The organism is Enterococcus sp. DIV0174, assembly GCF_050529065.1.
Classification (GTDB): Bacteria; Bacillota; Bacilli; order Lactobacillales; family Enterococcaceae; genus Enterococcus_B; species Enterococcus_B thailandicus.
The window spans coordinates 632,728-657,122 of record NZ_CP172881.1; the positions used below are offsets into that span (position 1 = coordinate 632,728).

The following is a 24,395-nucleotide window of genomic DNA, read 5'->3' on the forward strand; positions in this document are numbered from 1 at the left end:
TTTAAAACTTACTTTTTCCTCTTTTTCTTAAGGAAAACAAGCTGAATGGTTTCAATTACCTAACGGAGAAAATCCTTTTTTTGTTGAGAATCAGGTATATACCAGTTATAATAAAGAAAACGAAAGGAAGGATGAAATCAGATGTCAAATCAGTTACCCGTATATATACAAATTCATGATCAATTAAAAAATGAGATTGAACAAGGGGTCTGGAAAATCGGTGACCGCCTTCCCTCTGAAAGAGAATTGGCTGTGAAATTTAATGTGAGTCGAATGACTTTGCGCCAAGCAATCCAAAATTTAGCAGATGAAGGGATCTTAGAGAGAAAAATTGGTTCTGGGACTTATGTTGCGCGTGAAAAAGTTCAAGAGAAAATGTCTGGAACAACTAGTTTCACCGAAATTATGGAGTCACAAAATCGAGTACCTTCTAGTCGAACGGTTTCTTATTTCTTAACATCACCTAGTTCAAGTGAGATGGAAAAATTACAATTAGAGAAAGAGGACGTGATTCTTCGAATGGAGCGCATTCGTTATGCAGATAACGTGCCAATCTGTTTTGAAGTTGCTAGTATTCCACAGAAAATCATTGACGGCTATAGCAAATCAGAAATTACAGAATCTTTGTATCGAACGTTAGAAGAAAAAGGTGGAAAGAAAATTGGGCATGCAAACCAAACTATTTCTGCTATGTTAGCTTCAGAACAGATTTCTGAATACTTAGAAGTCAAACGTGGGGACGCAGTTCTACGATTACGACAAGTTTCTTATTTTGAAGAAGGAACACCGTTTGAATACGTACGTACGCAATATGTTGGTAACCGATTTGAATTTTACCTAGAAAAATAAAACAAGCTGAAACAATTCGTTGTTTCAGCTTGTTTTATTTTTGCTTATTTTTTATTTAGTGTGATGAGTTTTTCGTGATAAGAAATTGGTCCTTTTTCAAAAGTGACTTGTCCATTCAATAGTTCAGTGACAGTTGCTTTAAACTGTGAGATGTCTGTTTCATCAACCATACAAACAACAATTACTTGATCAGTATAACGAGTTTCCTTGACAGTCACTTGTTGTAGCTCAAGAAAATTTTCTAGCTTTCCTAATTGAGGATAGGTAATGGCAACGGCGAGTTCTTGTTGTAAGGTACCTTCAACAATACCAACCTCAGTTAGACCGTGAGAAACAGCCTGTGTGTAAGCACGAATCAGTCCACCAGCACCTAATTTGATACCACCAAAATAACGTGTGACAACGGCAACGACATTGATGAGTTCATTCTTTTTTAAAACTTCAAGCATGGGGATGCCAGCTGTTCCGCTTGGCTCTCCGTCATCACTACTGCGTTGAATCTCACTTTTGTCACCAATGACAAAAGCACTACAGTTATGATTTGCTTTCCAGTGTTCCTTCTTGACTGCTTGGATAAACGTTTTGGCTTCTTCTTCAGTCGTCACGCGTTTAAAGGAACAAATAAATCGGGATTTTTTTATTTCAATTTCACTTTGGCCATCTTCTTTGACCGTTAGATAACGTTCAATCATTGTTTTACCTCATTTCAAATGAAGAGTTACTTTCTTTAGTATATGAAAAATCTTTTGATGTTTCAACTTCCGAAATGGTTGCGCAAATGCTGGACTATGCGATAATAAAGGAAAGGTAGGTGAAGTTGGGAATGAAAGAACGTGTGAAAAAATATGATGCTATAACCCACTACATAAAAAATAATGGTGGTTCGCAAATTACTTTGACGTTTACTCAAATGGATGAGTTGTTATTTCCTAACAGTGGGCTTCCAAAGTCTGCCAGACAGACGACGGATTGGTGGGCAAATGATTACCGTCATCCGGAAAAAGGTGCTTACGGTTGGTTGAATGCAGGGTATGAAGTTGTTGTTGTTAATTTGGCAAAGGAATATATCGTGTTCAATCAATTAGTAAAATCAAGTTGGTTATTCGATTAGTTAACCGTATTCAGAAAACGTTGACAATTGTTATCTTTTAGCTATAATAGGTTCATAGGGACGAGAAAACGGTTACGTTCCTTGGCTTAGAAAAGGGGAGATTAACAATGTCAAAAAAAACAATTATGCTTGTCTGTTCAGCTGGTATGAGTACGAGCTTATTAGTAACTAAAATGGAAAAAGCTGCGGAAGCACAAGGGTTAGATACAGACATCTTTGCAGTATCAGCTTCTGATGCAGATAATCATTTAGCAAGCAAAGACGTTGATGTTTTATTATTAGGCCCACAAGTTCGTTTTATGAAAGGCGATTTTGAAAAGCGCGTTGAGCCAAAAGGAATTCCATTAGATATCATCAACATGGCTGATTACGGTATGATGAATGGTGAAAAAGTGTTACAACAAGCTTTGACATTAATTGGTGATAAATAAAGAGTACTGACGAATTAAAAAGTGTGAGGTTTTTTCATTTTGAAAATGCCTCGCACTTTTTTTGCGTATCTTTTTTTAGGGAAGCAAAATGCCATATAAAACAGTTTGGGGAAGGCGACTATTAACGAGAGAAGTCGCCCAACTACCAAAAGAAATACTGAATCAAGCCACCTATCAACGAATTGCAGGTATAGTAAAACAAAATAAACAGATTGTTTGTCAACGATGTGGAAGAACTACGCAGCAACAAGAAGCCAAGCTAAATGAAGAAGACTATTATTGCCCACATTGTTTGCTTTTGGGGCGAAACGATACGACCCAAGAATTATGGCTGTTTGAACAGCCATCACTGTTTCCACGCCAAATAGTTTTTACTTGGGAGAAAACATTGACGACAGAACAAGCCAAAATCGCTCATCGTTTGACTACGCAGGTAACGGATCATCATTTAATCTGGGCAGTAGCCGAAACATTTTAGTAAAACAAATTGTCAGACATTCCAATATATGAAAATATCAGTTTTGCTAACCTCAATTTTATTTATTAGCGGATAAATAATTTCCCTTTTTTCTTCCATGCTTGAATTTTCCCAATCAAAGTTTTTCAATTCAATTATTTTTTCTTTTTGATTAAGAGCTAGTTTGTCTTTCTTTTTTTGATTTGATTCATTCATTTCGTCTAATATTTTTAGCAAGCTAGATTTCTCTTTACTTAATTTTGAAGTTTTGGTTTTAAGAATTTCGATAGGAATGCTGTCAATTTGATATAATTCGATTAATTTATTTAACTGGGTATCAATTTTATTGATTTGAGTTTTGATTTCACTTGTATCTTGCTGTTTTGCATCTACTAACTCCTCAAATTTTTCGATAGTCAGTTTACTCAATTGGTCAATAACATGACTTTCAATCATATCTGCTCTATACGTTTTTTTAGCTGGGCAGTTATGATCGACAACCATGTATTCAGGCGTGCCTCTTTTTGAGTAACACTGATAGTATCCATGTCTGTGTCCGTTTTTTAATTTTGGGCCGTTCAACGCCATCATTTTAGCTCCGCAATGAGCACAATAAATTATTCCTGTTAACAAATAAGTATATCTACCAGATCTTACAATTTTCGAGTTTCGTTTTAAGCGAATTTGAACTTTTTCCCATAATTCCTCCGAGATAATTCTTTCATGGATACCTTGATACTCTTTATCATAGTATTTTATTTTTTGATTGAAGATAGAATTTTTCAACATGTTTACAATGCTTTTCGGCGAAAATGAAAACATTCCAGAATATTTTTCGATAATATAATCACCTATTTTCTCATAGCTCCATCCTTCCGCATACAATTCAAATACTCTTCTTACAACAAAAGCTTCCGTTTCATTTACTTTGAGCAGGCCATTTTCCATATAGTAGCCAGAGGGAATGGAACTTCCTCCGTGATACAATCCTTTTCGTGCTCTTTCTGCGAAAGTCATTTTAATTCTCTCTCTAATATTTTCTCTTTCTAATTGAGCAAATACAGATAATAAACCAAGCATAGCTCTTCCGTAAGCAGTAGAGGTGTCAAAGGATTCTGACATTGAAACAAATTCAACATTGTTTTTCAAAAATACATCATCAATTAAATATAATGTGTCTTTTTGTGAACGAGAGAGTCTATCTAACTTGAATACAATGACAACATCAATTTTTGAATGCTCAATATCTTGAATCATCTTTTTCAGTCCAGGTCTATCCAGCTTAGAACCGGTATATCCAGCGTCTGTATAATGATTTACAACTTGGTATCCTTTTGATTCAGCAAATTTCGTTAATCTATCAATTTGAGCCCCAATAGAATAGCCTTCTTCTGCTTGTGCAGTTGTTGATACTCTTTCATATAATGCCGCTCTTTTCATAGTAAGCACTCCTATTTTTTGATAAAATAGGGTATAGAAATAGATCTATACCCAAGATTTATTTTTTTGTAGTACATCCTTCTAGTTTGGCGACAGGCAGGATGTACTTTTTTGTTTTACAAATCAAAACTTACTTTTACAGCTTTACCAATAATTTTTGCTGGTGTATCAGGTGTGATGATTATTGGTGCATAATTAGGATTATCAGCTATAAGCATTACTAAACCATTTTGACGTTTAACCCTCTTCAACGTAGCTTCATCATCTCCGTTTACTATCACCGCAGCGATTTCACCATCTTCAACGTCCGGTTGTTCTTTTATTAAAACAAAACTTCCTTCTGGAATTGTCGGAGTCATCGAATTACCTCTTGTTTTTAAATAAAAAAGATTTCCTGCTGGAAGGCTTTCCTCCGCTTCGTATCTATAACCTTCAAAATTTTCTACTGCTAAAATTGGTTGTCCGCAAGTGATTGTTCCAAGAATAGGTATATTTACTAATTGACTTATTGGATAAAGGCTTAATCCTTCACTTTCGTTTTTCTCAATAAGTAATTCTGTTTTGGGAACGTTAAAATAATCAGCTATTTTTTGTATTGATCCAGATCGAGGCATCTTCTTACCATTTTCCCAATCTGATATCGTAGATTGAGAAACACCTATGGATTCTGCTAACTCATTCATACTAATGTTTTTTAACTTTCTTAATCTTTGTAAATTTTTCCCGAATAAAATCTTTAAATCTTCGCTCATTTATTAAAACTCCTTCCTATATACATCCACAAAAAATAGTATATCACTTAAAGAGATAATTGCATAGCTTAAAACAATATTTATTTTACTTGGTGTGTGTTTTTTATCGCTTTAAGTGTTGACTTATCGCTTTAAGCGATATATGATTAAGCCATCGAGAGGAGATGAAAACAATGCCAAAAGAACAAATGATGACATTAGCAGCATTGAGAAAAAGAATGCAATTAACGCAACTACAAGTTGCTAAAGAACTAGGTGTCACAAGAGAAACTATTATGCGTTGGGAGAAAAATTCTTCTGATATGCCGGTGAAGTATATGTTCGCATTTTCAAAGATTTATAAATACCCGATTGATGGTATTTTTTTTGGAGATTCAATCGCTTTTAGCGATAGTTTGAAATGAAGTGAGAGGGGATTGGTTTGAATGTAATTGATTTAGATAAAAATGGAAATGTAATCAAAGATATCTCAAAAGTTAAATTCGATATTGAAATTAGGAAAATCGTGATTCAGGCTTTCGAAAAAAGCAAGCGAGGTGAAGAAAAATGCCAACAATAAAAATTTCAGACGGTCAGATGTCTCATGCTGTGAAAACAAAAGAAGAGGCAGAATGTGTTATTGATCGATATTTTCCAGAAGAGAAGGAGCATGTACACATGATTGAATTTAGAAAACCAGTCAAAAGACGGATCAACAACAAGCTACTACTTGCGACACTAGCGCAACACAAAAAGCCAGTTTACAAGATACGTCAGCTGCAAGCACTTTGCTACATCAGTTTAGTTTTAAACATCATTTTATTGTCTGTTGTCTTAGTCATTTTATAGAAAGTGATGATTTGATGCATAAACCAAAAAAAGACACGACCGCCGCCAAGCTTAATCGTGTCCAAAAAATACAAAATACAAGGAGATTTTACCACATGAATGAAAAAATTAAAACACTATTAAACGAGCTACAAAATGAATGTGCGAAAGAAAACGTAACTGCTATTTGCACTCTAAATAAAAATGGTGAGTGTGTAAATATGGCTGTTGGTGATTCAGTAGCTGATTTTGCTCTTTGTTTAGCTATTCAAGAAGAATCTTTAGATGAAGAATTGACTATTCCATCAAATGTTTTACGTTCGGCTGGAATAGAAGCACTTAATGAGATGGAAAGTGCGAACAAATCAACGAATAACAAGCACACGATTGTAGTAGACGATTTGAATGATTTACCCAACATTTTTGAACGAATTTTAAGAGGTGACTTCAAATGATTTCAGTAAAAGGTCTAGGCGATGAAATATTCGAAGCAATGATGAATAAAGCACAACAAGACATTCAAGAAAAAATATTAACCGCTGCAAGTTACGGACAAACAAGTTGTACCGTTCGTTCGAAAGGACTGACACCATCATTTTTAGCCGCGCTAGAAAGCGAAGGTATTTCAAATTTTGAGCGTGAAGATGGCAGCGTTAAATTATTTTGGGAATTTTAGGAGGATTGTCATGAATGATTTTGATTCGTTAGGAGCTAGACAGCAACCAAAACCAGAGCGAAACGCAGTTGGGTTAGATTGGCAAGACAATCCAATATTTACAGGCGATCTCTACTATTTAACTAGCGATGGCTATGTCCACGAAGATGATCTTTTAGAGTACGCACAACAACATTATCCAAGAATTGAATTAGGGGGAATTTAAAATGACGAATTTAGCAAATATGAACTTAGAAATAAACGAGGATGTCATTAAAACTATTTTCGAGCAAACATTAAATCAATCGATTATAAGCGCGATGGGAAACAAAGAAGAATACATGTCAGCGTTGATTAACAGCGCTTTGTCTCAAAAAGTAGATGAAAACGGTAATGTAAGTCGCTATAGTAGCGATAATAAATTCACGTTCGTTGATACACAAGTAAAAAAGGCGATTAGAGATGCATCTAAAGAGGCTATACAAGAATATATCGAAGAGAACAAAAACTTATTAAAATCCATGGTGAAAAAAGAAATGGAAAAAGAAGAAAATAAATCCGCTTTGGTGAATGCTTTTGTAAAAGGTGCGGTGAACGCTTTTGATTATAAATATAACTTTAGTGCAAATTTAAACATCGAAAAAACCGAATACTAGGGGGAATTTAAACATGTCAAACGAAGTAATTATTCAAAAAGATATTACAGATCAAGTATCTAGTCGTATTAAAGGTTTAGAAGAAGAAGGGCTGAAATTGCCATCGAACTACAACGCAGCGAACGCTTTAAAATCTGCGTGGTTTGCTATTCAAAAAGCACAAGATAGAAACAGAAAACCAGCTTTGGAAGTCGCAACGAAAGAATCTATCGCTAATGCGTTGCTTGACATGGTTGTTCAAGGTTTAAGTCCAGCAAAAACTCAATGTTATTTTGTAGTCTTCGGAAAAGAATTGCAATTGCAACGCTCGTATTTCGGCACACAAGCCGTTCTCAAACGTTTAAACAACGTAAAGGATATTTGGGCGGAAGTTGTTCACAAAGGCGATGTGTTCAAAATTGGGAGCAATCAAGGCAGAACTATCATAACAGAGTTCGAACCTGATTTTGCCAATCAAGACAATGAAATTATTGGCGCATTTGCCGTTATCGAAAAAATTGACGGTGAACGTGTTTATACAGTGATGACAAAAAAAGAAATTGATAAATCTTGGAGCAAAGCAAAAACGAAAAACGTTCAAACAGATTTTCCACAAGAAATGGCGAAACGTACAGTTATCAATCGAGCGGCAAAAAGTTTCATCAACACAAGTGATGATAGTGACTTGTTGACAGAATCAATCAAGCGTACGACAGAAAACGAATATGACAACAGTCGCAAAGATGTAACGCCTGAAAAACAAACGGTGGCGCTCGAACAAAAGCTTTTTTCAAATAAGACAATCGACGAACCAATTCAAAAAGAAGCAGAACCAATTGTAATTCCTGATGATGTACAAGAAATGCCAGATGAGCCAAAAACAGAAGTTCTAACTGAACAAGTTGATGAACCAATCCAAGAAGAATTACTAGATGTTCCGAATTTTGGACGTGAGGAAGGTGTAAAAGATGTCTCAGAATTTGAAGACGACGACTATCCTTTCTGATGAAAACTATTACTCAAGTGAAGCAGATTGGCAGTATATGTCAACTTCGCAATACAAGTCATTCCTAAAATGTGAAGCCGCTGCTTTAGCAAAATTAAAAGGCGATTGGCAACCGTCATCTGATCCAAAAGCGTTACTTGTTGGTAATTATGTACATTCTTATTTCGAATCGTTAGAAGTACATGAAGCGTTCAAAGAAGAGAACAAATCTAAGATGTTTTCTAGTCGCAAACCGCATGGGCTTTTGAAAGATTTTCAGATTGCTGAACAAATGATTGATCGCTTAATTGCAGAAGATGCCTTTTTAAATATTTATCAGGGCGAAAAAGAAGCGATTGTGATTGGTGAGCTTTTTGGCACTACGTGGAAAGGCAAAATTGATTGCTTAAATTTGGACGAGGGATATTTTGTTGACATCAAAACAACAAAGGATATGCACGAACGCAAGTGGAATGATGAATACGGCGCACGTGAAACTTTTCTAGTCAACTTTGGATATGTACTGCAGATGGCAATTTATCAAGAACTGATTTTACAAAAATTCGGTAAACACTGCATTCCAATCATTGCAGCGGTGTCTAAGCAAACGCCGAGTGAAGCGCGCTTGATAACCATTGATGAGGACAAAATGGCTTATGAATTAGTTTTACTGAAAGAAAAAATAGAAAGAATTGTCAAAGTGAAGAACGGTGAAGAAAAGCCACACACTTGTGGTATCTGCGAATACTGTCGCGGAAACAATCGCATAACTGGATTCACTAGCATGGACGATCTTTAAACGGAGGTACTTTACGAATGAATCTAGGATATATCAAGTTGTACCGTAAAGTGACTAGTTCATTCGTCTGGACCAATTCCGACATGTTCAAGCTATGGATATTGTGTTTAATGAAAGCTAGTCACGAAGATAGAAAGTTTCTGTTTAACGGTCAAGAGGTACGCTTGACAAGCGGACAATTCGTCACAGGCGCCCACGCAATAGCAAAAGAATACAACGAAGGTGTGCCAAGTGACAAAGCAATTGCATGGCGAACCCTATGGAGATGGCTTAAGAAATTTGAAAATGAAGAATTATTGACAATCCAATCAAACGCTAGATATAGCGTCATTACAATAAAAAACTGGTCTGACTACCAGTCGAGTGACAAGCCACTGACAAGCGATGGACAATCAGGTGACAAGCCACTGACAACATACAAGAATGATAAGAATGATAAGAATGAAAAGAATAATAATATTACGTCGAAGAAATCCAAAAAACGGATTTACTCGGACGACGACCCTAATAAAAAATTAGCAGTTCTTTTATTCAAACTCATTCAAAAGAATCAAAACATCAAAGAACCTGATTTGGATAAGTGGGCGAATACGATTCGATTGACTATTGAATCTGACAAACGCACTGGAAAAGAAGTTCAAGACATGATCGTTTGGGCAACTAGCAATGATTTCTGGTCAGGTGTCATTTTGTCAGCGACAAGTTTGAGAAAACACTTTGACAAGATGCTAGCTCAAAAGAATAAAAGAAAACAACAAAGTGTTTCTGATGAAGAATTGCCAGAAACAGGTGAGGAATGGTAATGAATGAAAAACTAAAGGCTTTAGCTACTCCTTATGGCGGTTTGCAAATCGCAGACCACAAGTGCCCAAAATGCGGTGATGATCTTTACGTTTGGAAGTCTAAAAACAAAGATGGCACAGATCGCTGTGGTCCTACATGCATCAATAAAACATGCGGTTATCGCGAGATGGTTACAAAGAATCAGAGAGAAGCACTTCAAAAAGCAGAAACCGCTAGAAAAAAAGATGCTATCAATCGAATGATGAATAGTTCAATGATTACAGATGGTGAAATTTGGACTTATGAATTTGCAACTTATCAAACGTCGGATGAAGAAACTACGCAAGCAAAACGAATGGCTGAAAATTGGGCGGAACAAATCATTGAAGGTAGTAAACTTCATGCGGTTATTACAGGAAAACCGGGTTCAGGAAAAACCCATTTAGGCGCATCGGTAATTAAAGAAGTAATGCGTGTATCAGATTACAAAATATCTTGTTCGTTCATTAGCTATCGCGAGTTGTTAGAACAACTGAAATTCGCAATGGATGACAAAGAAGCAAGAAAAGCCGTTACAGGTTCACTGATGGCTGAAATAAAGAAATCTGATTTTGTTGTTATTGATGACTTGGGCGCCGAGCTTGGACGAATGGAAGAGAACAACAAAGCTACTGCGTATGATGTTGATGTGCTTACATCGCTCACAGAAGCTCGTTTAAACAAAGCTACGATATTCACGACTAATTTATCATCGAAACAATTAAAACACGCATACGGTGAGCGAGTGTTCTCTCGTGTGATGAATGGGACAAAAGGAAACATCGCAGTATTTAAAACGACGACTGACAAGAGGGGGGAACAGCTTTGAGTTTTGTAGTAAAGAAGATGTGTTATTTAGATAAAAATGGTAATGGTGTCGTTTCTTCTAAAGGAGCAGAGTATTACGAGGATTACGAAACAGCAGATTTAGTAGCAAAAGTTTGTGGTGGTGAAGTTTTTAAAACACTGAAACCCAAACGGAAAAAAGTAGAGCGGAAAAGCACTTCTCAAATTGTTAAACCGATTAAAAAAGAGCTTGGCAATCAGGCTTGGATGCGAGGTGCAAAATGACTTGCTTAAGATGCAATGATGAAACGGTTATTTGGTACAAGACTTCGCTCGGATGGTCAACATGTGAACCTTGCCCCGTATGCAACGATAAGGGGCAGAAAGCAAAAGAATACATGGAAAAACGGAAAAAGGAGTATGCGAGATGGCGACACGAAGCAAATATGGAAACAAAAAGATAGAAGTCGACGGTATTATGTTCGACTCGAAAGCAGAAGCTCGCTATTACATGAAATTAAAACGGAATGGCATGAGCTTTATGCCTCTGTCAGAAACTTATTGTGCGATGCAAGAAAATGTTTTATTGCAAGAAGGTTATCTATGCAATGATCGTAAAATCGCACCAATTCACTATCGAGCAGATTTTGTTATTTACGAAAATGGCAAAGTGAAAAAAGTGATTGATGTGAAAGGTTATCAAGATGCTATCTCAATGCTGAAAATGAAGATGTTTGCGCATCGCTATGGTTTCCCAGTAATCTTTGTCAAATTTGATTCAAAAATCAACAAATTTATTGAAATGGATTGCTTTGAATCAGCAAGACAGCAACGAAAAAGACAATCAGACAGACGTAAGAAAAAATTGGAGGAAAAATAAAATGACAAATCAAGTAAATTTCAGACCAGAATTAAAGAAAGCTACATCAAAAGGAAATGGAAATACAGAAGTATTATTAGTTGTTAGCAACGGCTCATTAGTCGGTAAAAAAGACGATTTAGATGCGTTGTTAGGCAAAACAGTATCTGTAACAATTCAACCAGAAACAATAGAGTACACATTACCAGTGAATAAACAAACGAAAAAACCGAATGTTGAATATGTTGTGAATTCTGACGGAACAATCGAAATGCTGAAAGAAGAACAGACTTCACTTGAAATTGGCGATAACGTTGAAGAAGTCGAAAACGTCACAGTTCTAGTATCAAAAGAAACAATTGATGAATTTATCAAAAAAGCAACAACGTTAGAGTTACCTGAAAACGTAACTGTAAATGTTCGTGATGCTCTTATCAGATTATCAGACGGTGACAGCTTGAACGACATTGCTGCAGATCACGAACTATCTGAAACAGCTCTAATCGACCAAATCGAGACAGCTCGAAAATACTTTGCGCCGTTTGCTGATACATGGTCAAAACATAAAGACGACATCATTTTCCCAGAAAAATAATGGGAACTAGCCCAGTTATCATTTTGGAAGAAGCGAAATTTATTTGGACTCATGAGGAAATTGAGCAAGCGAGCCTGCTCTTTTCTCAAGGAGTTCGACCAACTGAGGTCGCGGAAATAATGGATCAAAAAATTCTTGATGTCGGATTACTTTTGCTCCATTTAACCGATAAAAATTTAATTTGAGGTGAAATTATGATTCAAGTGGCAGGTATTCGAACAGGAAAAATTTACTTTTCAGGTGCAACAAAGATGGAAGCTAGCAGATGGCTTCTAAAAACTTTTACAAACAATAAAAAACTAATGAAAAAATATCCGAATATTTTTTTAAAAGCAGATCAGATTATGCCAGAACCAATGATGTTTACGAGGGAGGACAGCAAATGATACCTAAATTTCGAGCGTGGGATAAGCGAAAGAGCGTTATGAGAGAAGTAGCAGTCTTACATTTTACTAAAGGTGGTAAGGTCAACGGTATCGAATATTGGAAGACGCCTTCCGAATTGAAATCGTATCATGTACGAAATTTAGCCCTCATGCAATCGACAGGATTGAAAGACAAGAACGGTGTTGAAATTTTTGAGGGGGATGTTGTAGTGGTCGAAAACCATCCGTTTCAAAGAAAAGAAGACAGCAGTGCAGGGATGGAAATCGAAGGTGATTATGTAGTTGGATGGAATCAACACGACTTGACATGGTGTGCTGGAGATTTGTTATTAGCTCGGCTAAAGCCCTATGTAAGGGTCATCGGAAATATATACGATAATCCAGATTTGTTGGAGGCGGAGTGAGTGAAAACTTATGCTGTAGACTTTGCTTACTATGAGTGGGATAAACTAGTTTATACAATCAAATGGATTCAGTGCAGCTCTTCTGAAAAAGCAGTAGATATTTTAGAAAAACGGTATGGCAATATTCACATACAAGATGTCAGAAAAATGAGAGATTATTTTATTTGAAGGAGGAACACGATGAAAGACTGGTTAGAAGAAGCAAGTGTCTTAGTTGGCTGTTTCATAAACTGTGCGTTTATATCTGTGATTATAGCACTGGTGGGATTTGTATCATTGAAAGTGATTATATTGCTTTGGCAGTTAATTTTTTAGGAGGAACACGATGAATAAACAAGAATTGATTGAAATACTAGAAGAGCTTAAAGAAAGCGCCAAACGAAAAATTGAAACAGATAATCTTGGTGAATATTGGCAAGGAAAAGCAGAAACATATGTCAATGCGATTGGTCTAGCGCAACAACTAGACGAACCACGAAAGCCAGTTGTGCCAAAATGTGCAGAACAATTTCTGAAAATAGCACAATCTTCAACTGATGTAATTCAGTTGTTTGATAGCATTATCTATGCAACAGACTCAGACGGTCTTATATTGGAAAAATGGGGATGGTCTGTCGATTTTTACAATTGGCTAGCTAAAGATTCTGACACGCTTTATATATTGTGTGATGCGCTTCGTTACGGCTACGAGGTCGAGAAAGAGCTGTTGTACGTTATGCCTGTTCCACACGTCTCATTCCCAGCACACTACTGCGTGAAAGATGACCATGTTTCTTTCAGACAAGGAAATGCACAGAAGTTTACACAAGCAGAACTAGATAAATATTTTCCAGACATTAAACAGTTTGCTGTGCAAGTGGATGAGGTGGAAGGATGAAAAAATTTAGAGTTGTTTTAGAAAGCAAAGATGTTTATGAGGTCGTAGCAGAAACTAGGGAGGCTGCTATCAACGCTTTAGTTTATCCTATACACGATCCTAATGTCACTATCACAAGTATTGATGTCGATAGCTCTAATATTATTGAGGCTGAGGAGGTGGCAGAAGGATGAATGAAGTAGAACAAAAACTCGTTGATATTAAGTTCATTCTTGATATGTACAACGCAAGAGCTGATACGTCAGAAAGTACACTGGATAAGATACAAAAAGTGTTGATTCCTAAAACACAACTCAATGACAACCAGAAAGAAATGTTTACTAGATTAGTGAATAATTATAGTTGGTTTGGAAGTTTAGTTGACCACGCACTGTATGACTATCTAAGTGATTCAGAAAGAACGTTAAGCAACAAAGAATTTGCACAAGTTCTTGAAATATTTTCTTTGTGGGTAATGGAACAGGAGGGGACAGAATGATATTAAAAATAATTGTAGGTATCGTATTTTGGATTATGACTTTGATGTTAGGCTTTTATGCAGGGAAAGAGGAAGGTCGTAAAGAAAACAAATAAAAAAGCCGGATTCCTCCGACTATTTAATAAATTCGACAAGTTTATTATACCATAGGGGGAATCAAGAAATGGTACTTTTCGATGTAAGTAAATACGAAACGCCAAGTGCAAAAGACGTGGATATGGAGCGTACGAAACATAATGTGAGTGTTTTTCTTTCAGCGTATCTTTCAGCTAGATGCAGAGTAGGTCAACCACGTGAGCCAAAAGTTACCGCTTCTTTTTCTTTGGTTCCACCATCTACTGCTAACAGCACATTTGAAGCTGAACAGATACTGATTGATAAAGAAGAAGCGCAAGAAGAGTTCATTTATCTTCATAAATTGTTTATTCGTGGTTATTCAGCTATTCAACATCCACACAAACCAGATGTCACAGAGAGAAGAAAGAGAATATTCTACGATCGTTATTTACGCGGAAAAGCGGTCTTTGCAGTCGCAGAAAGAAATCACATTAGTGAAGAGTCAGTAAAGCAAGAATCAAACATGATTATCGTTCAATTTGCATCAGCGCTAGAACTGGTTGCTTTTAAGTAGCCAGTTTTACACTTTTTATACCTATTTACTACCCATTTTATACACTTTTTGTACACTTCATATACCTGTTAAATGATTTATTATGATAGTGTCGAAAGATTAAATAAAACGACACAAAACAATCAATCAGCGTGAAAAGTCAAACTACTTTAACTGTTATTATTTTCGACTGATTGAATTGTTTTACAGAGAGTTTTTGAAGACTACTCACAAAAACAAAAATAAAAAGAACATCGTTTATTTTGTTTCAGTCAACAAACAGCTCTTCTTTAACAGATAGACAGCAACCAACAAAAAATAAAACACATTCCTCTTATCTATTTCAACAGGTTGCTGTCTATTATTATGTCGCTGTGGCTGAATGGTAAAAGCTCATCTATCTTTTAGGTGCAACCTGCAAGGTTCGATTCCTTGCCAGCGACTTACGCATTAGTACGTCAGGTTGATTCCGCAATACTAGTTAAGCGGACGTAATGAGAAAGGCTGATAACCTAACTTTCCTGATTCACTGCTATATAAGTCGTGACGTGTAGCTCAGTTGGTAGAGCGGGGCACTGATAATGCGCAGGTCGTCGGTTCGAGTCCGATCACGTCAATTGCAATCGAGGGACGCGGTAGTGGCGAGGTGCAGAAAGTAACAGACTTGTCTGTGTGTAGATTGCTAGTACATATGAGATCACTCTTTGAGTGGTCTTTTTATTTTGAAAGGAGTTGAGAACAAATGCATCATTACATCACTAAGTATAAAACTGATGATGGGAAACTAGTGATTGTTTCTTGGTTACAACTGAACCTGTTCAATAAGTGTTATTGCTTTTCAAAGAAAGAAGTTGTCGTTGGAATTTAAGAAGGAGAGAAAACAAATGAATGAAAAACAACTACAAGAATTATTTAAGATGAATGAGTCAAATCAAACCGCAGAAGCAACATTCTATGAAGCCCAAAAAAGTCTAACGTTGATCGCAAAGCAAGCTAAGTATTTCTATGACCAGCTTGTTATGCAGGGCTTCAATGAAGAACAAGCAATGGAATTCGTAATGCGCACATTCAGCGTTAATAACGTTTAGGGAATCATCATCATGGCACTAAGAGCGGACAAACAAGGCGCACACCGTGTTGCATTCGATAAGAATAGAAAGAGATTACTCAAGACTGAAAACGTCTGTGGAATCTGTGGAAAGCCTGTCAATAAACATCTGAAAGCTCCTGATCCAATGAGCCCGGTAATTGACCACATCATTCCAATAAATAAAGGAGGACATCCGTCAGCGATAGAGAACCTTCAGCTAGCGCACTGGACGTGCAACAGGCAGAAGTCGGATAAGTTATTTAACGTTAAGAAGGAAGAAACAAAAGTTATTGGCAATAGAAACTTGCCACAAAGCTTGAATTGGGCTTTATATCAGCAAAAATAGCAAAATTACTTATAATACGCTAAATTAGCAAAAAAACGTTAAAATTATTTATTTTTTAAGTCTTTAAGGTTATAAACGTTGATTTAACAGCATTTATGAAAAAAATAAAAAAAGAAACGTTGATAAATCAATGTTCTTTAAAAAAGAGGGGGCATACCCACCCCACCGGTGCTTGCTCCGTGGTTCACGCAGTCACTGTACATTTTTTCTCGCGCGATATTTGAAAGGAGTGATGAAATGGAATTGCAAGGTATAGAATACTTGCGAAATAAGCTAAATACGCACAAAAATCGTGTTGATATGCGTTACAAGCAATATGCGATGAAATACATTGATCAAGACGTCAGCGTCACGATTCCTAAGCAAGTAAGAGGACGTTACAGATCAGTTCTGGGCTGGTCAGCAAAAGCAGTAGATAGCCTTGCAGATCGTCTTGTTTTTCGAGAGTTCGTAAATGACGATTTTGAAGTAAATGAGATTTTTCAAGCAAATAACCCTGATGTGTTTTTTGACAGCGCAGTGCTTTCAGCTTTGATTGCATCATGCGCTTTTGTTTATGTCTCGAAAGGGGAGGACGAACTACCTCGACTACAAGTCATAGAGGCAAGCAACGCGACAGGCATTATTGATCCGATTACGGGTTTGCTAACAGAAGGTTATGCAGTTCTTGAACGAGATAAATACAATAGTCCGACGATTGAAGCCTATTTTGGACCGGGATATACCGATTACTATTATGTGACTGGCAAGCCAAAAAGAACCACGCACGAATTCAAGATTCCTTTGCTTGTACCGCTTATACACCGTCCTGATGCTGTCCGACCGTTTGGACGCTCACGCATTACTCGCTCTGGTATGTATTGGCAACGTTATGCAAAGAGAACTTTAGAAAGAGCGGATGTTACAGCAGAATTCTACAGTTTCCCACAAAAATACGTTACAGGAATTAGCCAAGAAGCAGAACCGATAGATGCGTGGAAAGCTACCATTTCCGCTATGCTTCAATTCACTAAAGACGAAGGCGGTGATAGCCCTAAACTGGGACAGTTCACTACTTCGAGCATGTCGCCATTTACTGAACAACTCAAAACGGCTGCTGCTGGATTTGCAGGTGAAACAGGTTTGACAATGGATGATTTAGGTTTTGTTTCAGACAATCCATCTAGTGTTGAGGCAATTAAAGCAAGTCATGAAAATTTGAGACTTGCTGGAAGAAAGGCGCAGCGGTCTCTTGGTTCCGGTCTATTGAATGTTGCTTATGTTGCAGCGTGTTTAAGAGATGAAATGGAATATCGACGATATCAATTTAATGCTACTGTGCCAAAATGGGAGCCATTATTCGAATCTGATGCAAGTATGCTTAGCATGATTGGTGATGGCGCAATTAAGCTAAATCAAGCAATTCCGGGCTTTATGGATAGAAATACAATTCAAGATTTGACCGGGATTGTTGGTGGAGAAGAAATTCCGGTAGTTGTTGAATCTACACCAACACAAAGCAACGAAAACGAAGTCGAAAACCAAGAAAGAAAAATTTCAACTTATGAAATTACGAGTTTGCTTCAAAAATGGGTTGAAGGGAAAATCACCAAAAATAATGCAATTTTGATGCTAACCAAACTTGGTTTTTCAAACGAGGAAGCTATCAAAATGCTAGAAAAAGATACAAACGTTGAAGGAGATGAGGGTAATGGCTGATGACATTGTCCCAGAACTTCTTGCTACGATTGAATCACAATTTGATGAACAAACGTATAACAGTGAAAAACTAAAAAGAGCGGTGAAGCTGTTAGAGTCCAAAAAAGCAAATTATCTCGATGTAAACGACTTTGCGATTGAAGTTGGTGAAATTCTTACGAATGTTTTCGGCACTAATGTTACTGCAGAAATTTTACCAGATGGAAAAATGTATTTTAATATCGCAGAACGTATTTTGAATTCAACTTTGAAGAAAAACTATGAACTGATTTCTGGATTTGCTGTTGATGTACAGAAACTATTAAACGATGAAGCAAACTTGCATTTAAAAAGCCAAACTCCAGAATTTAATCAAGATCGTGTCGATGGGCTAGTCAATAAACTTTCTAGTGCAAACAGTTTTGAGGATGTTAAATGGCTTTTGGATGATCCTATCATCAATTTTAGTCAGTCGATTGTTGATGATGTTATTGCAACTAATGTTGATTTTCATGCAAATACAGGGCTTGAACCGACGCTTACAAGAAAAATGCGTGGTGATGCTTGTGACTGGTGTAAAAGCTTAGCTGGAACATATGACTATTACAACGCACCAGACGACATCTATCGACGACATGAGCGTTGCAGATGCACAGTTGAATACAATCCTAAAGATGGTCGCAGAGTTCAGAACTCACACACGAAAAAATGGAGAGAACAAAAGCAAAAAGAAAAAATTGCAATAAGAAAAACACTGAATTTAAGAAAGAGGGATAAATAATGGGAAATCAAGAATTTGTAAGTAAATGCAAAGAACTTATTGTTGAATCTTATAACGCTCGAAAAGGGTCGTTAGCACCAAGACTTAATGAAACCAATCTGTATGTAGTTTGGCTAACAAAGGCATTACAGAATAACAAAGCTTTACTTTCAACAAACATCGATGGTGATGGCTTGTATTTTGAAGTAACTTATAACGGTGATAAAAGTGAATTTTATTTAGATGTTTATAAAAAGCAGGAAAACATCTGCATTACACTTATAAAACCTTAAAGCAAGGATATTTATTTTGCCCTAAGCACGGCTATAAAAGGTTTGATTGAGATTGAAAGGGGAAAGCTATGACTACTAAAGCGCGTTTTGGTAATCAGCATCCTACTCAATCGGTAATATTGCCATATGACAAATCTTTGTATCAAGAAGCGATTGAATACTATGAAAAAACAGGTCGTAAATGCTACGAATGGCAACGAGATTTGCTAAAAAGCGTGATGGCTATTGATGATGACGGCTTGTGGGTTCACCAAAAATTTGGTTTCTCGATTTCTCGGCGGAATGGTAAGACAGAAATTGTTTATGATGTCGAATTGTGGGCGTTGGAAAACGGACTAAATGTTTTGCATACAGCACACAGGATTAGTACGTCACATTCTTCCTTTGAAAAAATGAAGAAATATCTTGAAGATAGTGGGTACGTTGACGGACAAGATTTCAACTCGATTAAAGCAAAAGGGCAAGAACGCATAGAGTTGTACGAATCAGGAGGCGTTATCCAGTTTAGAACTCGTACGTCAAACGGCGGTCTTGGTGAAGGCTTTGACGTTTTAATCATTGATGAAGCGCAAGAGTACACTATAGAGCAAGAATCGGCTTTGAAGTATACAGTTACCGACAGCCAAAATCCTTTGACTATTATGTGTGGTACACCGCCAACGCCGGTTTCATCTGGTACAGTGTTTACGAACTATCGCGAAAATACGTTATTCGGTCAGTCTAAGTATTCAGGTTGGGCAGAATGGTCAGTTGATGAAATCAAAGATATTCACGATGTGGAAGCTTGGTACAATTCGAATCCATCAATGGGTTACCATTTAAATGAACGTAAAATCGAAGCTGAACTCGGCGAAGACAAGCTAGATCACAACGTACAACGTCTTGGCTATTGGCCTAAATACAATCAAAAATCGGCTATTTCAAAAAATGACTGGGAAGCGTTGAAAGTGAATGCTTTGCCTGTTTTAAAGGGTCCACTTCATGTTGGCATCAAATACGGCAACGATGGCGCAAACGTGTCAATGAGTATCGCTGTCAAAACTTTATCAGGAAAAATATTCATTGAAGCAATTGACTGCCAATCAGTCAGAAATGGGAATCAATGGATTATTAATTTCTTGAAACAAGCAAAAGTTGAAAGTGTAACGATTGATGGTGCAGGCGGCCAGAATATTTTAGCAACTGAAATGAAAGATTTCAGACTAAAAGAACCAATCTTGCCGAGAGTTTCCGAAATTATTACCGCAAACTCTTTGTGGGAGCAAGGAATCTACCAAAAAAGCATTTGTCATTGTGACCAACCATCATTAACACAAGTCGTTACAAACAGTGAAAAACGTAATATTGGGTCAAATGGTGGATTTGGGTATAAATCGCAATTTGAAGATATGGACATTGGTCTTATGGATAGTGCTTTATTAGCACATTGGGCATGTAGCAATGTTAAGCCCAAGAAAAAACAACAAATCAGGTATTAAACGATTATCAATTTTGATAGTCGTTTTTTTAATACACAAAATTACCGAACTGCCGGGCAAGCAGGAGAAAGGACGTTTATTATGTCAGATTTTAAACCAATTGAAACACAAGAGGCACTTGACCAAATTATCAAGGATAGATTAGCTCGCGAACGTGAAAAATATGCGGACTATGACAAATTAAAAAGTGAAAATGAATCGTACGAATCAAAATTGAATGCTTTGCAAACAACGATTGACGAATCGAATGCAAAGATTAAAACACATGACGACACAGTAGCAGACCTTAACAAAAAAATCGCAGGCTATGAAACAGCAAGCTTGCGAACTCGAATTGCCATTCAAAATGGCTTGCCTATCGACTTAGCTGACCGTTTAGTTGGCGATGACGAGAAAAGCATTAAAGCCGATGCAGAGCGTTTGGCAGGTTTTGTAGGCAAAAAGCAACAAACACCTCCACCACTAAAAAGTACAGAATCAGCACCAAAAGAAGATAAAACCATTGCTTACAAAAATTTATTAAATGGACTAAAAAAAGAAGGAGAATAAAAACATGACATTAGAAAAAGGAACTTTATTTGAACCAAAATTAGTAACAGATTTAATTAGTAAAGTAAAAGGAAAAAGCTCACTTGCACGTTTATCAGCTCAAAAACCAATCCCGTTTAACGGAGAAAAAGTATTCACTTTTACAATGGATTCTGAAATTGACATTGTTGCAGAAAGCGGAGCTAAGTCACATGGTGGGATGACCTTAACACCACAAAAAATGGCACCGATTAAAATCGAATACGGTGCACGTATTTCCGATGAATTTATGTATGGTTCAGAAGAAGAACAAATTGAGATTCTTGAATCTTTTAACGATGGTTTTGCAAAAAAAGTCGCTCGCGGTATTGATTTGATGGCTTTTCATGGGGTTGTTCCTAGAACAGGCCAAGCGTCAACCGTTATTGGTACAAATCATTTTGATGCTAAAGTCACACAAAAAGTAGAAATGACAACTGGACTTGCAGATCCTAATGGTGCTGTAGAAAGTGCGATTGAATTAGTGACGGGTTCCGAAGGCGAAGTGACCGGAATGGCAATCAGTCCTTCATTCCGGTCTGCTTTAGCAAAACAACAAGATAAGCAAGGAAATCCAATGTTTCCAGATTTAGCGTGGGGAAATGCACCATCAACTATCAATGGGTTGCCAACAGATGTTAACAAAACGGTGTCTGATATGAATGATACTGTAAACGATCGTGCGGTAATTGGTGATTTTGCAAATGCGTTTAAATGGGGTTATGCAAAAGAAATCCCAATGGAAATTATTGAATATGGTGATCCTGACAACTCTGGTATGGACTTGAAAGGACATAACCAAATTTATGTACGTGCAGAAGCATACCTTGGATGGGGAATTTTGGCACCTGAAATGTTCGCTCGTATCGTTGAAACTACTGCAGAAGGTGGCGAATAATATGCGTTACAAAAATACTAAGACAGGAGCTGTCATTGACAGTTCCTTTGTTATTTCTGGCGACGATTGGGCACGTGTAGAAAAACCAAAAGAACAGATTAAACAAGAAATTCATCAAGTTATTGATGAAGAACATCAACAAGAACAACAAGAAGAGCAACAAGAAAAGCAACAAGAAAAGCAACAAGAAGGAATTGAATCTAAAACAGGTGATGAAAATTTTGATTCAATTACTGTTCCGCAAATTAAGCAAGAACTTGATGCATTTGGGATTGAATACAACCCTCGTGCTAAAAAACAAGAATTGTATGACTTAATGATGGCACAAGGGGAGTGATCTCGTGGAACCTTTTGCAACGATTGAAGACTTAGAAAGTTTGTGGCGTCCTTTGAAACAAGGCGAACATGAACGAGCGGAAAAGTTGCTTGAAATCGTTTCTGATTCATTACGTGAAGAAGCTGGACGAGTGGGAAAAGACTTAGACAAGATGATTGATGAAAAGCCACCTTATTTTACCAATGTAGTTAAGTCTGTGACGGTCGACATTGTTGCACGTACACTTATGACCTCAACCGATCAGGAGCCAATGACGCAGACGACAGAGAGTGCTTTGGGCTATTCTTGGTCTGGCTCTTATCTTGTGCCAGGCGGTGGCTTATTCATAAAAAATAGCGAGCTAAATCGCTTGGGTTTAAGACGTCAGCGTTATGGGGTGATTGATTTTTATGGCGAAAATTAAAGGTATAACAATCATTTTAGTGGATAAAGTAAAAACAGGAACTGATCCATTCGGCAGCCCAATTTATGAAGATGGGGACATTGAAGTTGAGAACGTGCTTGTTAGTCCTACGTCATCAGACGATATCGTCAATCAAATGACTTTAACTGGAAAAAAAGCCGTCTACACCTTAGGCATTCCAAAAGGCGATACGCACGATTGGGAAGACAAAGAAGTCAAATTTTTTGGCGAACGTTGGCGGACTTTCGGCTTTCCGACGGAAGGAATTGCCGATTTGATCCCTTTGGCTTGGAATAAGAAAGTGATGGTGGAGCGTTATGTCTAAATCAAAATTCAAACTCAACCATTCTGGCGTTGGGCAACTTTTGAAGTCCGCAGAAATGCAAGGCGTATTGGCTGAAAAGGCAACAGCGATTAAAAATCGCGCTGGAGAAGGCTACGGGCAAGATGTGTACGTTGGGAAAACTCGTGCAAATGCGATGGTCTATGCTGACTCTTACAAAGCAAAAAGAGACAACATGAAAAATAATACGTTACTAAAGGCGGTGCGATAAATGATTGAGATTGTCATTAAGCAATTTCTCGATGTTCATTTGTCTGTGCCGGCTTTTTTAGAACGGACAGGCAAAATGCCAAAACGGTTCGTGCTATTTGAAAAAACGGGAAGCTCAAAACGAAATCAATTACCATCGTCAACTTTCGCATTTCAAAGTTACGCCGAATCAATGTATGAAGCAGCAAAGCTTAACGAAGAAGTTAAGACAGTCGTTGAAAATTTGCTGATGTTAGATGAAATCAGCAACGTTAGATTAAACAGTGATTACAATTTCACAGATACAACGACCAAAGAATATCGCTATCAAGCGGTATTTGATATTAACCATTACTAGGAGGTACAAACATGTCAGATGTAAAAAATGTAACAACTGCAAAACCGAAAATTGGCGGTGCGGTCTATTCAGCTCCGCTGGGGACAACATTACCAACAAACGCAGTTGATGAACTTGCCGAAGCATTTAAAAGCCTAGGCTATATTTCCGAGGACGGGATGACAAACACAAATAGTCCAGAATCGGACAATATCAAAGCTTGGGGCGGTGACACGGTTGCTGTAGTGCAAACTTCCAAAGAAGACACTTTTGCTTACACTTTAATTGAAGCTTTGAATCCAGATGTACTGAAAGAAGTATATGGAGATGCGAACGTATCGGGAACTCTAGAAACAGGAATTGCCATCAAAGCGAACTCTACACCGATGGAAGAACATGCTTTAGTTGTAGAAATGATCATGAAGGGCGGTATCTTAAAACGTATTGTGGTTCCTAATGGCAAAGTGTCAGAGGTTGGGGAAATTGTCTATAAAGACGATGAAGCAAGCGGTTATGAAACAACGATTACTGCTTTACCTGATGCAAAAGAAAATACTCACTACGAATATATTCAAAAACCTTCTTCACAACCTACACCCTAATGCGCCCCAGAACGTTACTGGGGTTCTTAATGAAGAAGGAGCAATTTCTTTGAACTGGGACGCTGTGAATGACGCAAAAGCCTATGTTGTTCACTATTCAAATGCTAATGAATCTGATCCGCATAAAGCAACTTTCATGGGCTATTCAGAAACAAACGAGTGGTCGTTATCTACAGCAGATGTGCCAGAATTACAAGCTGGTGACAAAATCTATTTGTACGTTCAAACCTTTAATGAAATCGGAGTTGGGTCGAATGACATCGAAAAAGCTGCGTACTTAAACGAGAACAAATTAGGTTCTGATTGGTCAGAGCCAGTTATCTTAACGAAAGAATAA

General features: G+C 37.2%; 46 protein-coding genes and 2 tRNA genes. 45 read left to right on the forward strand and 3 right to left on the reverse strand.

The genetic code is table 11. The features are described from left to right. The first annotated feature begins 141 nt into the window (after positions 1–141). The gene (locus IGJ93_RS03090; protein WP_067483789.1) at positions 142–849 is read left to right on the forward strand and encodes a GntR family transcriptional regulator; all 708 of its coding nucleotides are present in this window, start codon (positions 142–144) and stop codon (positions 847–849) included. A gap of 44 nt (positions 850–893) precedes the next feature. On the opposite strand, the gene IGJ93_RS03095 is transcribed toward IGJ93_RS03090, so the two are convergent. Continuing rightward, positions 894–1,541, reverse strand: coding sequence for a YigZ family protein (locus tag IGJ93_RS03095; RefSeq protein WP_067483791.1), 648 nt, complete (start codon positions 1,539–1,541; stop codon positions 894–896). 131 nt (positions 1,542–1,672) lie between these two features. Between IGJ93_RS03095 and IGJ93_RS03100 the strand changes: the two genes are divergently transcribed. From IGJ93_RS03100 to IGJ93_RS03110, 3 genes are all read left to right on the forward strand, one after another. Continuing rightward, complete coding sequence (locus IGJ93_RS03100) at positions 1,673–1,960, forward strand: DUF7662 domain-containing protein (protein WP_067483793.1); 288 nt, start codon at positions 1,673–1,675, stop codon at positions 1,958–1,960. Positions 1,961–2,067: 107 nt separating this feature from the next. Then, positions 2,068–2,391 carry a PTS sugar transporter subunit IIB gene (locus tag IGJ93_RS03105; protein WP_067483795.1) on the forward strand — a complete coding sequence of 108 codons (324 nt, stop codon included), beginning with the start codon at positions 2,068–2,070 and terminating at the stop codon, positions 2,389–2,391. Between the two features lie 88 nt (positions 2,392–2,479). Then, the gene (locus IGJ93_RS03110; protein WP_284590570.1) at positions 2,480–2,869 is read left to right on the forward strand and encodes a hypothetical protein; all 390 of its coding nucleotides are present in this window, start codon (positions 2,480–2,482) and stop codon (positions 2,867–2,869) included. A 12-nt stretch (positions 2,870–2,881) separates the two neighbouring features. Here the strand turns inward: IGJ93_RS03110 and IGJ93_RS03115 are convergent, their stop codons facing one another. Beyond that, the gene (locus IGJ93_RS03115; protein ID WP_430596981.1) at positions 2,882–4,288 is read right to left on the reverse strand and encodes a recombinase family protein; all 1,407 of its coding nucleotides are present in this window, start codon (positions 4,286–4,288) and stop codon (positions 2,882–2,884) included. Positions 4,289–4,404: 116 nt separating this feature from the next. Continuing rightward, positions 4,405–5,040 carry a LexA family protein gene (locus IGJ93_RS03120; RefSeq protein ID WP_270660551.1) on the reverse strand — a complete coding sequence of 212 codons (636 nt, stop codon included), beginning with the start codon at positions 5,038–5,040 and terminating at the stop codon, positions 4,405–4,407. 173 nt (positions 5,041–5,213) lie between these two features. On the opposite strand from IGJ93_RS03120, the gene IGJ93_RS03125 reads away from it, so the two are divergent. The 41 genes from IGJ93_RS03125 (at position 5,214) to IGJ93_RS03325 (ending at position 24,395) form a co-directional block, all read left to right on the forward strand. Next, positions 5,214–5,444, forward strand: coding sequence for a helix-turn-helix transcriptional regulator (locus IGJ93_RS03125; protein WP_270660550.1), 231 nt, complete (start codon positions 5,214–5,216; stop codon positions 5,442–5,444). A gap of 17 nt (positions 5,445–5,461) precedes the next feature. After that, positions 5,462–5,599, forward strand: coding sequence for a hypothetical protein (locus IGJ93_RS03130; protein WP_413124235.1), 138 nt, complete (start codon positions 5,462–5,464; stop codon positions 5,597–5,599). After that, positions 5,587–5,868 (forward strand): hypothetical protein, encoded by a 282-nt coding sequence (locus IGJ93_RS03135; protein WP_413124234.1) that lies wholly within the window; start codon positions 5,587–5,589, stop codon positions 5,866–5,868. Before IGJ93_RS03130 ends, IGJ93_RS03135 begins: the two co-directional genes overlap by 13 nt. 95 nt (positions 5,869–5,963) lie before the next feature. Further along, the gene (locus IGJ93_RS03140) at positions 5,964–6,302 is read left to right on the forward strand and encodes a hypothetical protein (protein WP_067484088.1); all 339 of its coding nucleotides are present in this window, start codon (positions 5,964–5,966) and stop codon (positions 6,300–6,302) included. Next, a complete protein-coding gene (locus IGJ93_RS03145; protein ID WP_430596982.1) occupies positions 6,299–6,523 on the forward strand; it encodes a hypothetical protein in 225 nt (74 codons plus the stop codon). Before IGJ93_RS03140 ends, IGJ93_RS03145 begins: the two co-directional genes overlap by 4 nt. 10 nt (positions 6,524–6,533) lie before the next feature. Next, positions 6,534–6,728, forward strand: a complete 195-nt coding sequence (locus IGJ93_RS03150) for a hypothetical protein (protein ID WP_430596983.1) — start codon at positions 6,534–6,536, stop codon at positions 6,726–6,728. Between the two features lies 1 nt (position 6,729). Further along, positions 6,730–7,158 carry a hypothetical protein gene (locus IGJ93_RS03155; protein WP_067484096.1) on the forward strand — a complete coding sequence of 143 codons (429 nt, stop codon included), beginning with the start codon at positions 6,730–6,732 and terminating at the stop codon, positions 7,156–7,158. Positions 7,159–7,171: 13 nt separating this feature from the next. After that, complete coding sequence (locus tag IGJ93_RS03160; RefSeq protein ID WP_430596984.1) at positions 7,172–8,143, forward strand: recombinase RecT; 972 nt, start codon at positions 7,172–7,174, stop codon at positions 8,141–8,143. Continuing rightward, positions 8,106–8,921: a PD-(D/E)XK nuclease-like domain-containing protein gene (locus tag IGJ93_RS03165; RefSeq protein WP_430596985.1), complete on the forward strand. Its 816-nt coding sequence runs from the start codon at positions 8,106–8,108 to the stop codon at positions 8,919–8,921. Before IGJ93_RS03160 ends, IGJ93_RS03165 begins: the two co-directional genes overlap by 38 nt. A 17-nt stretch (positions 8,922–8,938) precedes the next feature. After that, the gene (locus IGJ93_RS03170; RefSeq protein WP_430596986.1) at positions 8,939–9,724 is read left to right on the forward strand and encodes a hypothetical protein; all 786 of its coding nucleotides are present in this window, start codon (positions 8,939–8,941) and stop codon (positions 9,722–9,724) included. Further along, entirely contained in the window at positions 9,724–10,572 is an 849-nt protein-coding gene (locus IGJ93_RS03175; RefSeq protein WP_430596987.1) for an ATP-binding protein, read from the forward strand. The genes IGJ93_RS03170 and IGJ93_RS03175 overlap by 1 nt, the downstream gene beginning before the upstream one ends. After that, on the forward strand, positions 10,569–10,814 hold the full coding sequence (locus tag IGJ93_RS03180) for a hypothetical protein (RefSeq protein ID WP_430596988.1): 246 nt from the start codon (positions 10,569–10,571) through the stop codon (positions 10,812–10,814). The genes IGJ93_RS03175 and IGJ93_RS03180 overlap by 4 nt, the downstream gene beginning before the upstream one ends. A gap of 142 nt (positions 10,815–10,956) precedes the next feature. Then, positions 10,957–11,409: a DUF1064 domain-containing protein gene (locus tag IGJ93_RS03185; RefSeq protein WP_430596989.1), complete on the forward strand. Its 453-nt coding sequence runs from the start codon at positions 10,957–10,959 to the stop codon at positions 11,407–11,409. A 1-nt stretch (position 11,410) separates the two neighbouring features. Beyond that, positions 11,411–11,983 carry a hypothetical protein gene (locus IGJ93_RS03190; protein ID WP_376022254.1) on the forward strand — a complete coding sequence of 191 codons (573 nt, stop codon included), beginning with the start codon at positions 11,411–11,413 and terminating at the stop codon, positions 11,981–11,983. Continuing rightward, a complete protein-coding gene (locus tag IGJ93_RS03195; protein WP_430597044.1) occupies positions 11,980–12,168 on the forward strand; it encodes a hypothetical protein in 189 nt (62 codons plus the stop codon). The genes IGJ93_RS03190 and IGJ93_RS03195 overlap by 4 nt, the downstream gene beginning before the upstream one ends. Before the next feature lie 9 nt (positions 12,169–12,177). Next, positions 12,178–12,369, forward strand: a complete 192-nt coding sequence (locus IGJ93_RS03200; RefSeq protein ID WP_430596990.1) for a hypothetical protein — start codon at positions 12,178–12,180, stop codon at positions 12,367–12,369. Further along, complete coding sequence (locus IGJ93_RS03205) at positions 12,366–12,773, forward strand: YopX family protein (RefSeq protein ID WP_270375394.1); 408 nt, start codon at positions 12,366–12,368, stop codon at positions 12,771–12,773. The genes IGJ93_RS03200 and IGJ93_RS03205 overlap by 4 nt, the downstream gene beginning before the upstream one ends. Beyond that, complete coding sequence (locus tag IGJ93_RS03210; protein ID WP_311817761.1) at positions 12,774–12,941, forward strand: hypothetical protein; 168 nt, start codon at positions 12,774–12,776, stop codon at positions 12,939–12,941. Between the two features lie 12 nt (positions 12,942–12,953). Further along, the gene (locus IGJ93_RS03215; protein WP_002333289.1) at positions 12,954–13,088 is read left to right on the forward strand and encodes a hypothetical protein; all 135 of its coding nucleotides are present in this window, start codon (positions 12,954–12,956) and stop codon (positions 13,086–13,088) included. A 10-nt stretch (positions 13,089–13,098) separates the two neighbouring features. Continuing rightward, positions 13,099–13,650 (forward strand): DUF1642 domain-containing protein, encoded by a 552-nt coding sequence (locus IGJ93_RS03220; RefSeq protein ID WP_430596991.1) that lies wholly within the window; start codon positions 13,099–13,101, stop codon positions 13,648–13,650. Further along, positions 13,647–13,823, forward strand: a complete 177-nt coding sequence (locus IGJ93_RS03225; RefSeq protein ID WP_430596992.1) for a hypothetical protein — start codon at positions 13,647–13,649, stop codon at positions 13,821–13,823. The genes IGJ93_RS03220 and IGJ93_RS03225 overlap by 4 nt, the downstream gene beginning before the upstream one ends. After that, entirely contained in the window at positions 13,820–14,128 is a 309-nt protein-coding gene (locus tag IGJ93_RS03230; protein ID WP_430596993.1) for a hypothetical protein, read from the forward strand. Before IGJ93_RS03225 ends, IGJ93_RS03230 begins: the two co-directional genes overlap by 4 nt. A 163-nt stretch (positions 14,129–14,291) precedes the next feature. Then, on the forward strand, positions 14,292–14,759 hold the full coding sequence (locus IGJ93_RS03235) for an ArpU family phage packaging/lysis transcriptional regulator (protein WP_311817841.1): 468 nt from the start codon (positions 14,292–14,294) through the stop codon (positions 14,757–14,759). Positions 14,760–15,106: 347 nt separating this feature from the next. Beyond that, positions 15,107–15,182: transfer RNA gene (locus IGJ93_RS03240), tRNA-Lys, on the forward strand. Positions 15,183–15,282: 100 nt separating this feature from the next. Continuing rightward, positions 15,283–15,355, forward strand: a tRNA-Ile gene (locus tag IGJ93_RS03245). Positions 15,356–15,480: 125 nt separating this feature from the next. Then, complete coding sequence (locus IGJ93_RS03250) at positions 15,481–15,606, forward strand: hypothetical protein (RefSeq protein WP_349703190.1); 126 nt, start codon at positions 15,481–15,483, stop codon at positions 15,604–15,606. Positions 15,607–15,622: 16 nt separating this feature from the next. Next, positions 15,623–15,826: a hypothetical protein gene (locus IGJ93_RS03255; protein ID WP_349703189.1), complete on the forward strand. Its 204-nt coding sequence runs from the start codon at positions 15,623–15,625 to the stop codon at positions 15,824–15,826. A 12-nt stretch (positions 15,827–15,838) separates the two neighbouring features. Next, complete coding sequence (locus IGJ93_RS03260; protein ID WP_349703188.1) at positions 15,839–16,174, forward strand: HNH endonuclease signature motif containing protein; 336 nt, start codon at positions 15,839–15,841, stop codon at positions 16,172–16,174. Between the two features lie 237 nt (positions 16,175–16,411). Continuing rightward, positions 16,412–17,872 (forward strand): hypothetical protein, encoded by a 1,461-nt coding sequence (locus tag IGJ93_RS03265; protein ID WP_430596994.1) that lies wholly within the window; start codon positions 16,412–16,414, stop codon positions 17,870–17,872. Next, positions 17,865–18,632: a hypothetical protein gene (locus IGJ93_RS03270; protein WP_430596995.1), complete on the forward strand. Its 768-nt coding sequence runs from the start codon at positions 17,865–17,867 to the stop codon at positions 18,630–18,632. Before IGJ93_RS03265 ends, IGJ93_RS03270 begins: the two co-directional genes overlap by 8 nt. Continuing rightward, positions 18,632–18,904, forward strand: coding sequence for a DUF6275 family protein (locus tag IGJ93_RS03275; RefSeq protein ID WP_430596996.1), 273 nt, complete (start codon positions 18,632–18,634; stop codon positions 18,902–18,904). The genes IGJ93_RS03270 and IGJ93_RS03275 overlap by 1 nt, the downstream gene beginning before the upstream one ends. A 68-nt stretch (positions 18,905–18,972) precedes the next feature. Then, positions 18,973–20,382 (forward strand): terminase, encoded by a 1,410-nt coding sequence (locus IGJ93_RS03280; RefSeq protein ID WP_430596997.1) that lies wholly within the window; start codon positions 18,973–18,975, stop codon positions 20,380–20,382. A gap of 81 nt (positions 20,383–20,463) precedes the next feature. Next, complete coding sequence (locus tag IGJ93_RS03285) at positions 20,464–20,931, forward strand: capsid assembly scaffolding protein Gp46 family protein (protein ID WP_430596998.1); 468 nt, start codon at positions 20,464–20,466, stop codon at positions 20,929–20,931. A gap of 4 nt (positions 20,932–20,935) precedes the next feature. Then, complete coding sequence (locus IGJ93_RS03290; protein WP_349703182.1) at positions 20,936–21,847, forward strand: phage major capsid protein; 912 nt, start codon at positions 20,936–20,938, stop codon at positions 21,845–21,847. A gap of 1 nt (position 21,848) precedes the next feature. After that, entirely contained in the window at positions 21,849–22,184 is a 336-nt protein-coding gene (locus tag IGJ93_RS03295; RefSeq protein WP_430596999.1) for a hypothetical protein, read from the forward strand. A gap of 4 nt (positions 22,185–22,188) precedes the next feature. Then, positions 22,189–22,587 (forward strand): phage Gp19/Gp15/Gp42 family protein, encoded by a 399-nt coding sequence (locus IGJ93_RS03300; protein ID WP_430597000.1) that lies wholly within the window; start codon positions 22,189–22,191, stop codon positions 22,585–22,587. Then, positions 22,574–22,912, forward strand: a complete 339-nt coding sequence (locus IGJ93_RS03305; protein WP_430597001.1) for a hypothetical protein — start codon at positions 22,574–22,576, stop codon at positions 22,910–22,912. The genes IGJ93_RS03300 and IGJ93_RS03305 overlap by 14 nt, the downstream gene beginning before the upstream one ends. Then, a complete protein-coding gene (locus IGJ93_RS03310) occupies positions 22,905–23,141 on the forward strand; it encodes a hypothetical protein (RefSeq protein ID WP_430597002.1) in 237 nt (78 codons plus the stop codon). The genes IGJ93_RS03305 and IGJ93_RS03310 overlap by 8 nt, the downstream gene beginning before the upstream one ends. Continuing rightward, positions 23,142–23,477, forward strand: a complete 336-nt coding sequence (locus IGJ93_RS03315; protein ID WP_376175422.1) for a hypothetical protein — start codon at positions 23,142–23,144, stop codon at positions 23,475–23,477. An 11-nt stretch (positions 23,478–23,488) separates the two neighbouring features. Continuing rightward, on the forward strand, positions 23,489–24,058 hold the full coding sequence (locus tag IGJ93_RS03320) for a phage tail protein (protein ID WP_349703176.1): 570 nt from the start codon (positions 23,489–23,491) through the stop codon (positions 24,056–24,058). Continuing rightward, positions 23,997–24,395 (forward strand): fibronectin type III domain-containing protein, encoded by a 399-nt coding sequence (locus tag IGJ93_RS03325; RefSeq protein ID WP_349703208.1) that lies wholly within the window; start codon positions 23,997–23,999, stop codon positions 24,393–24,395. The genes IGJ93_RS03320 and IGJ93_RS03325 overlap by 62 nt, the downstream gene beginning before the upstream one ends.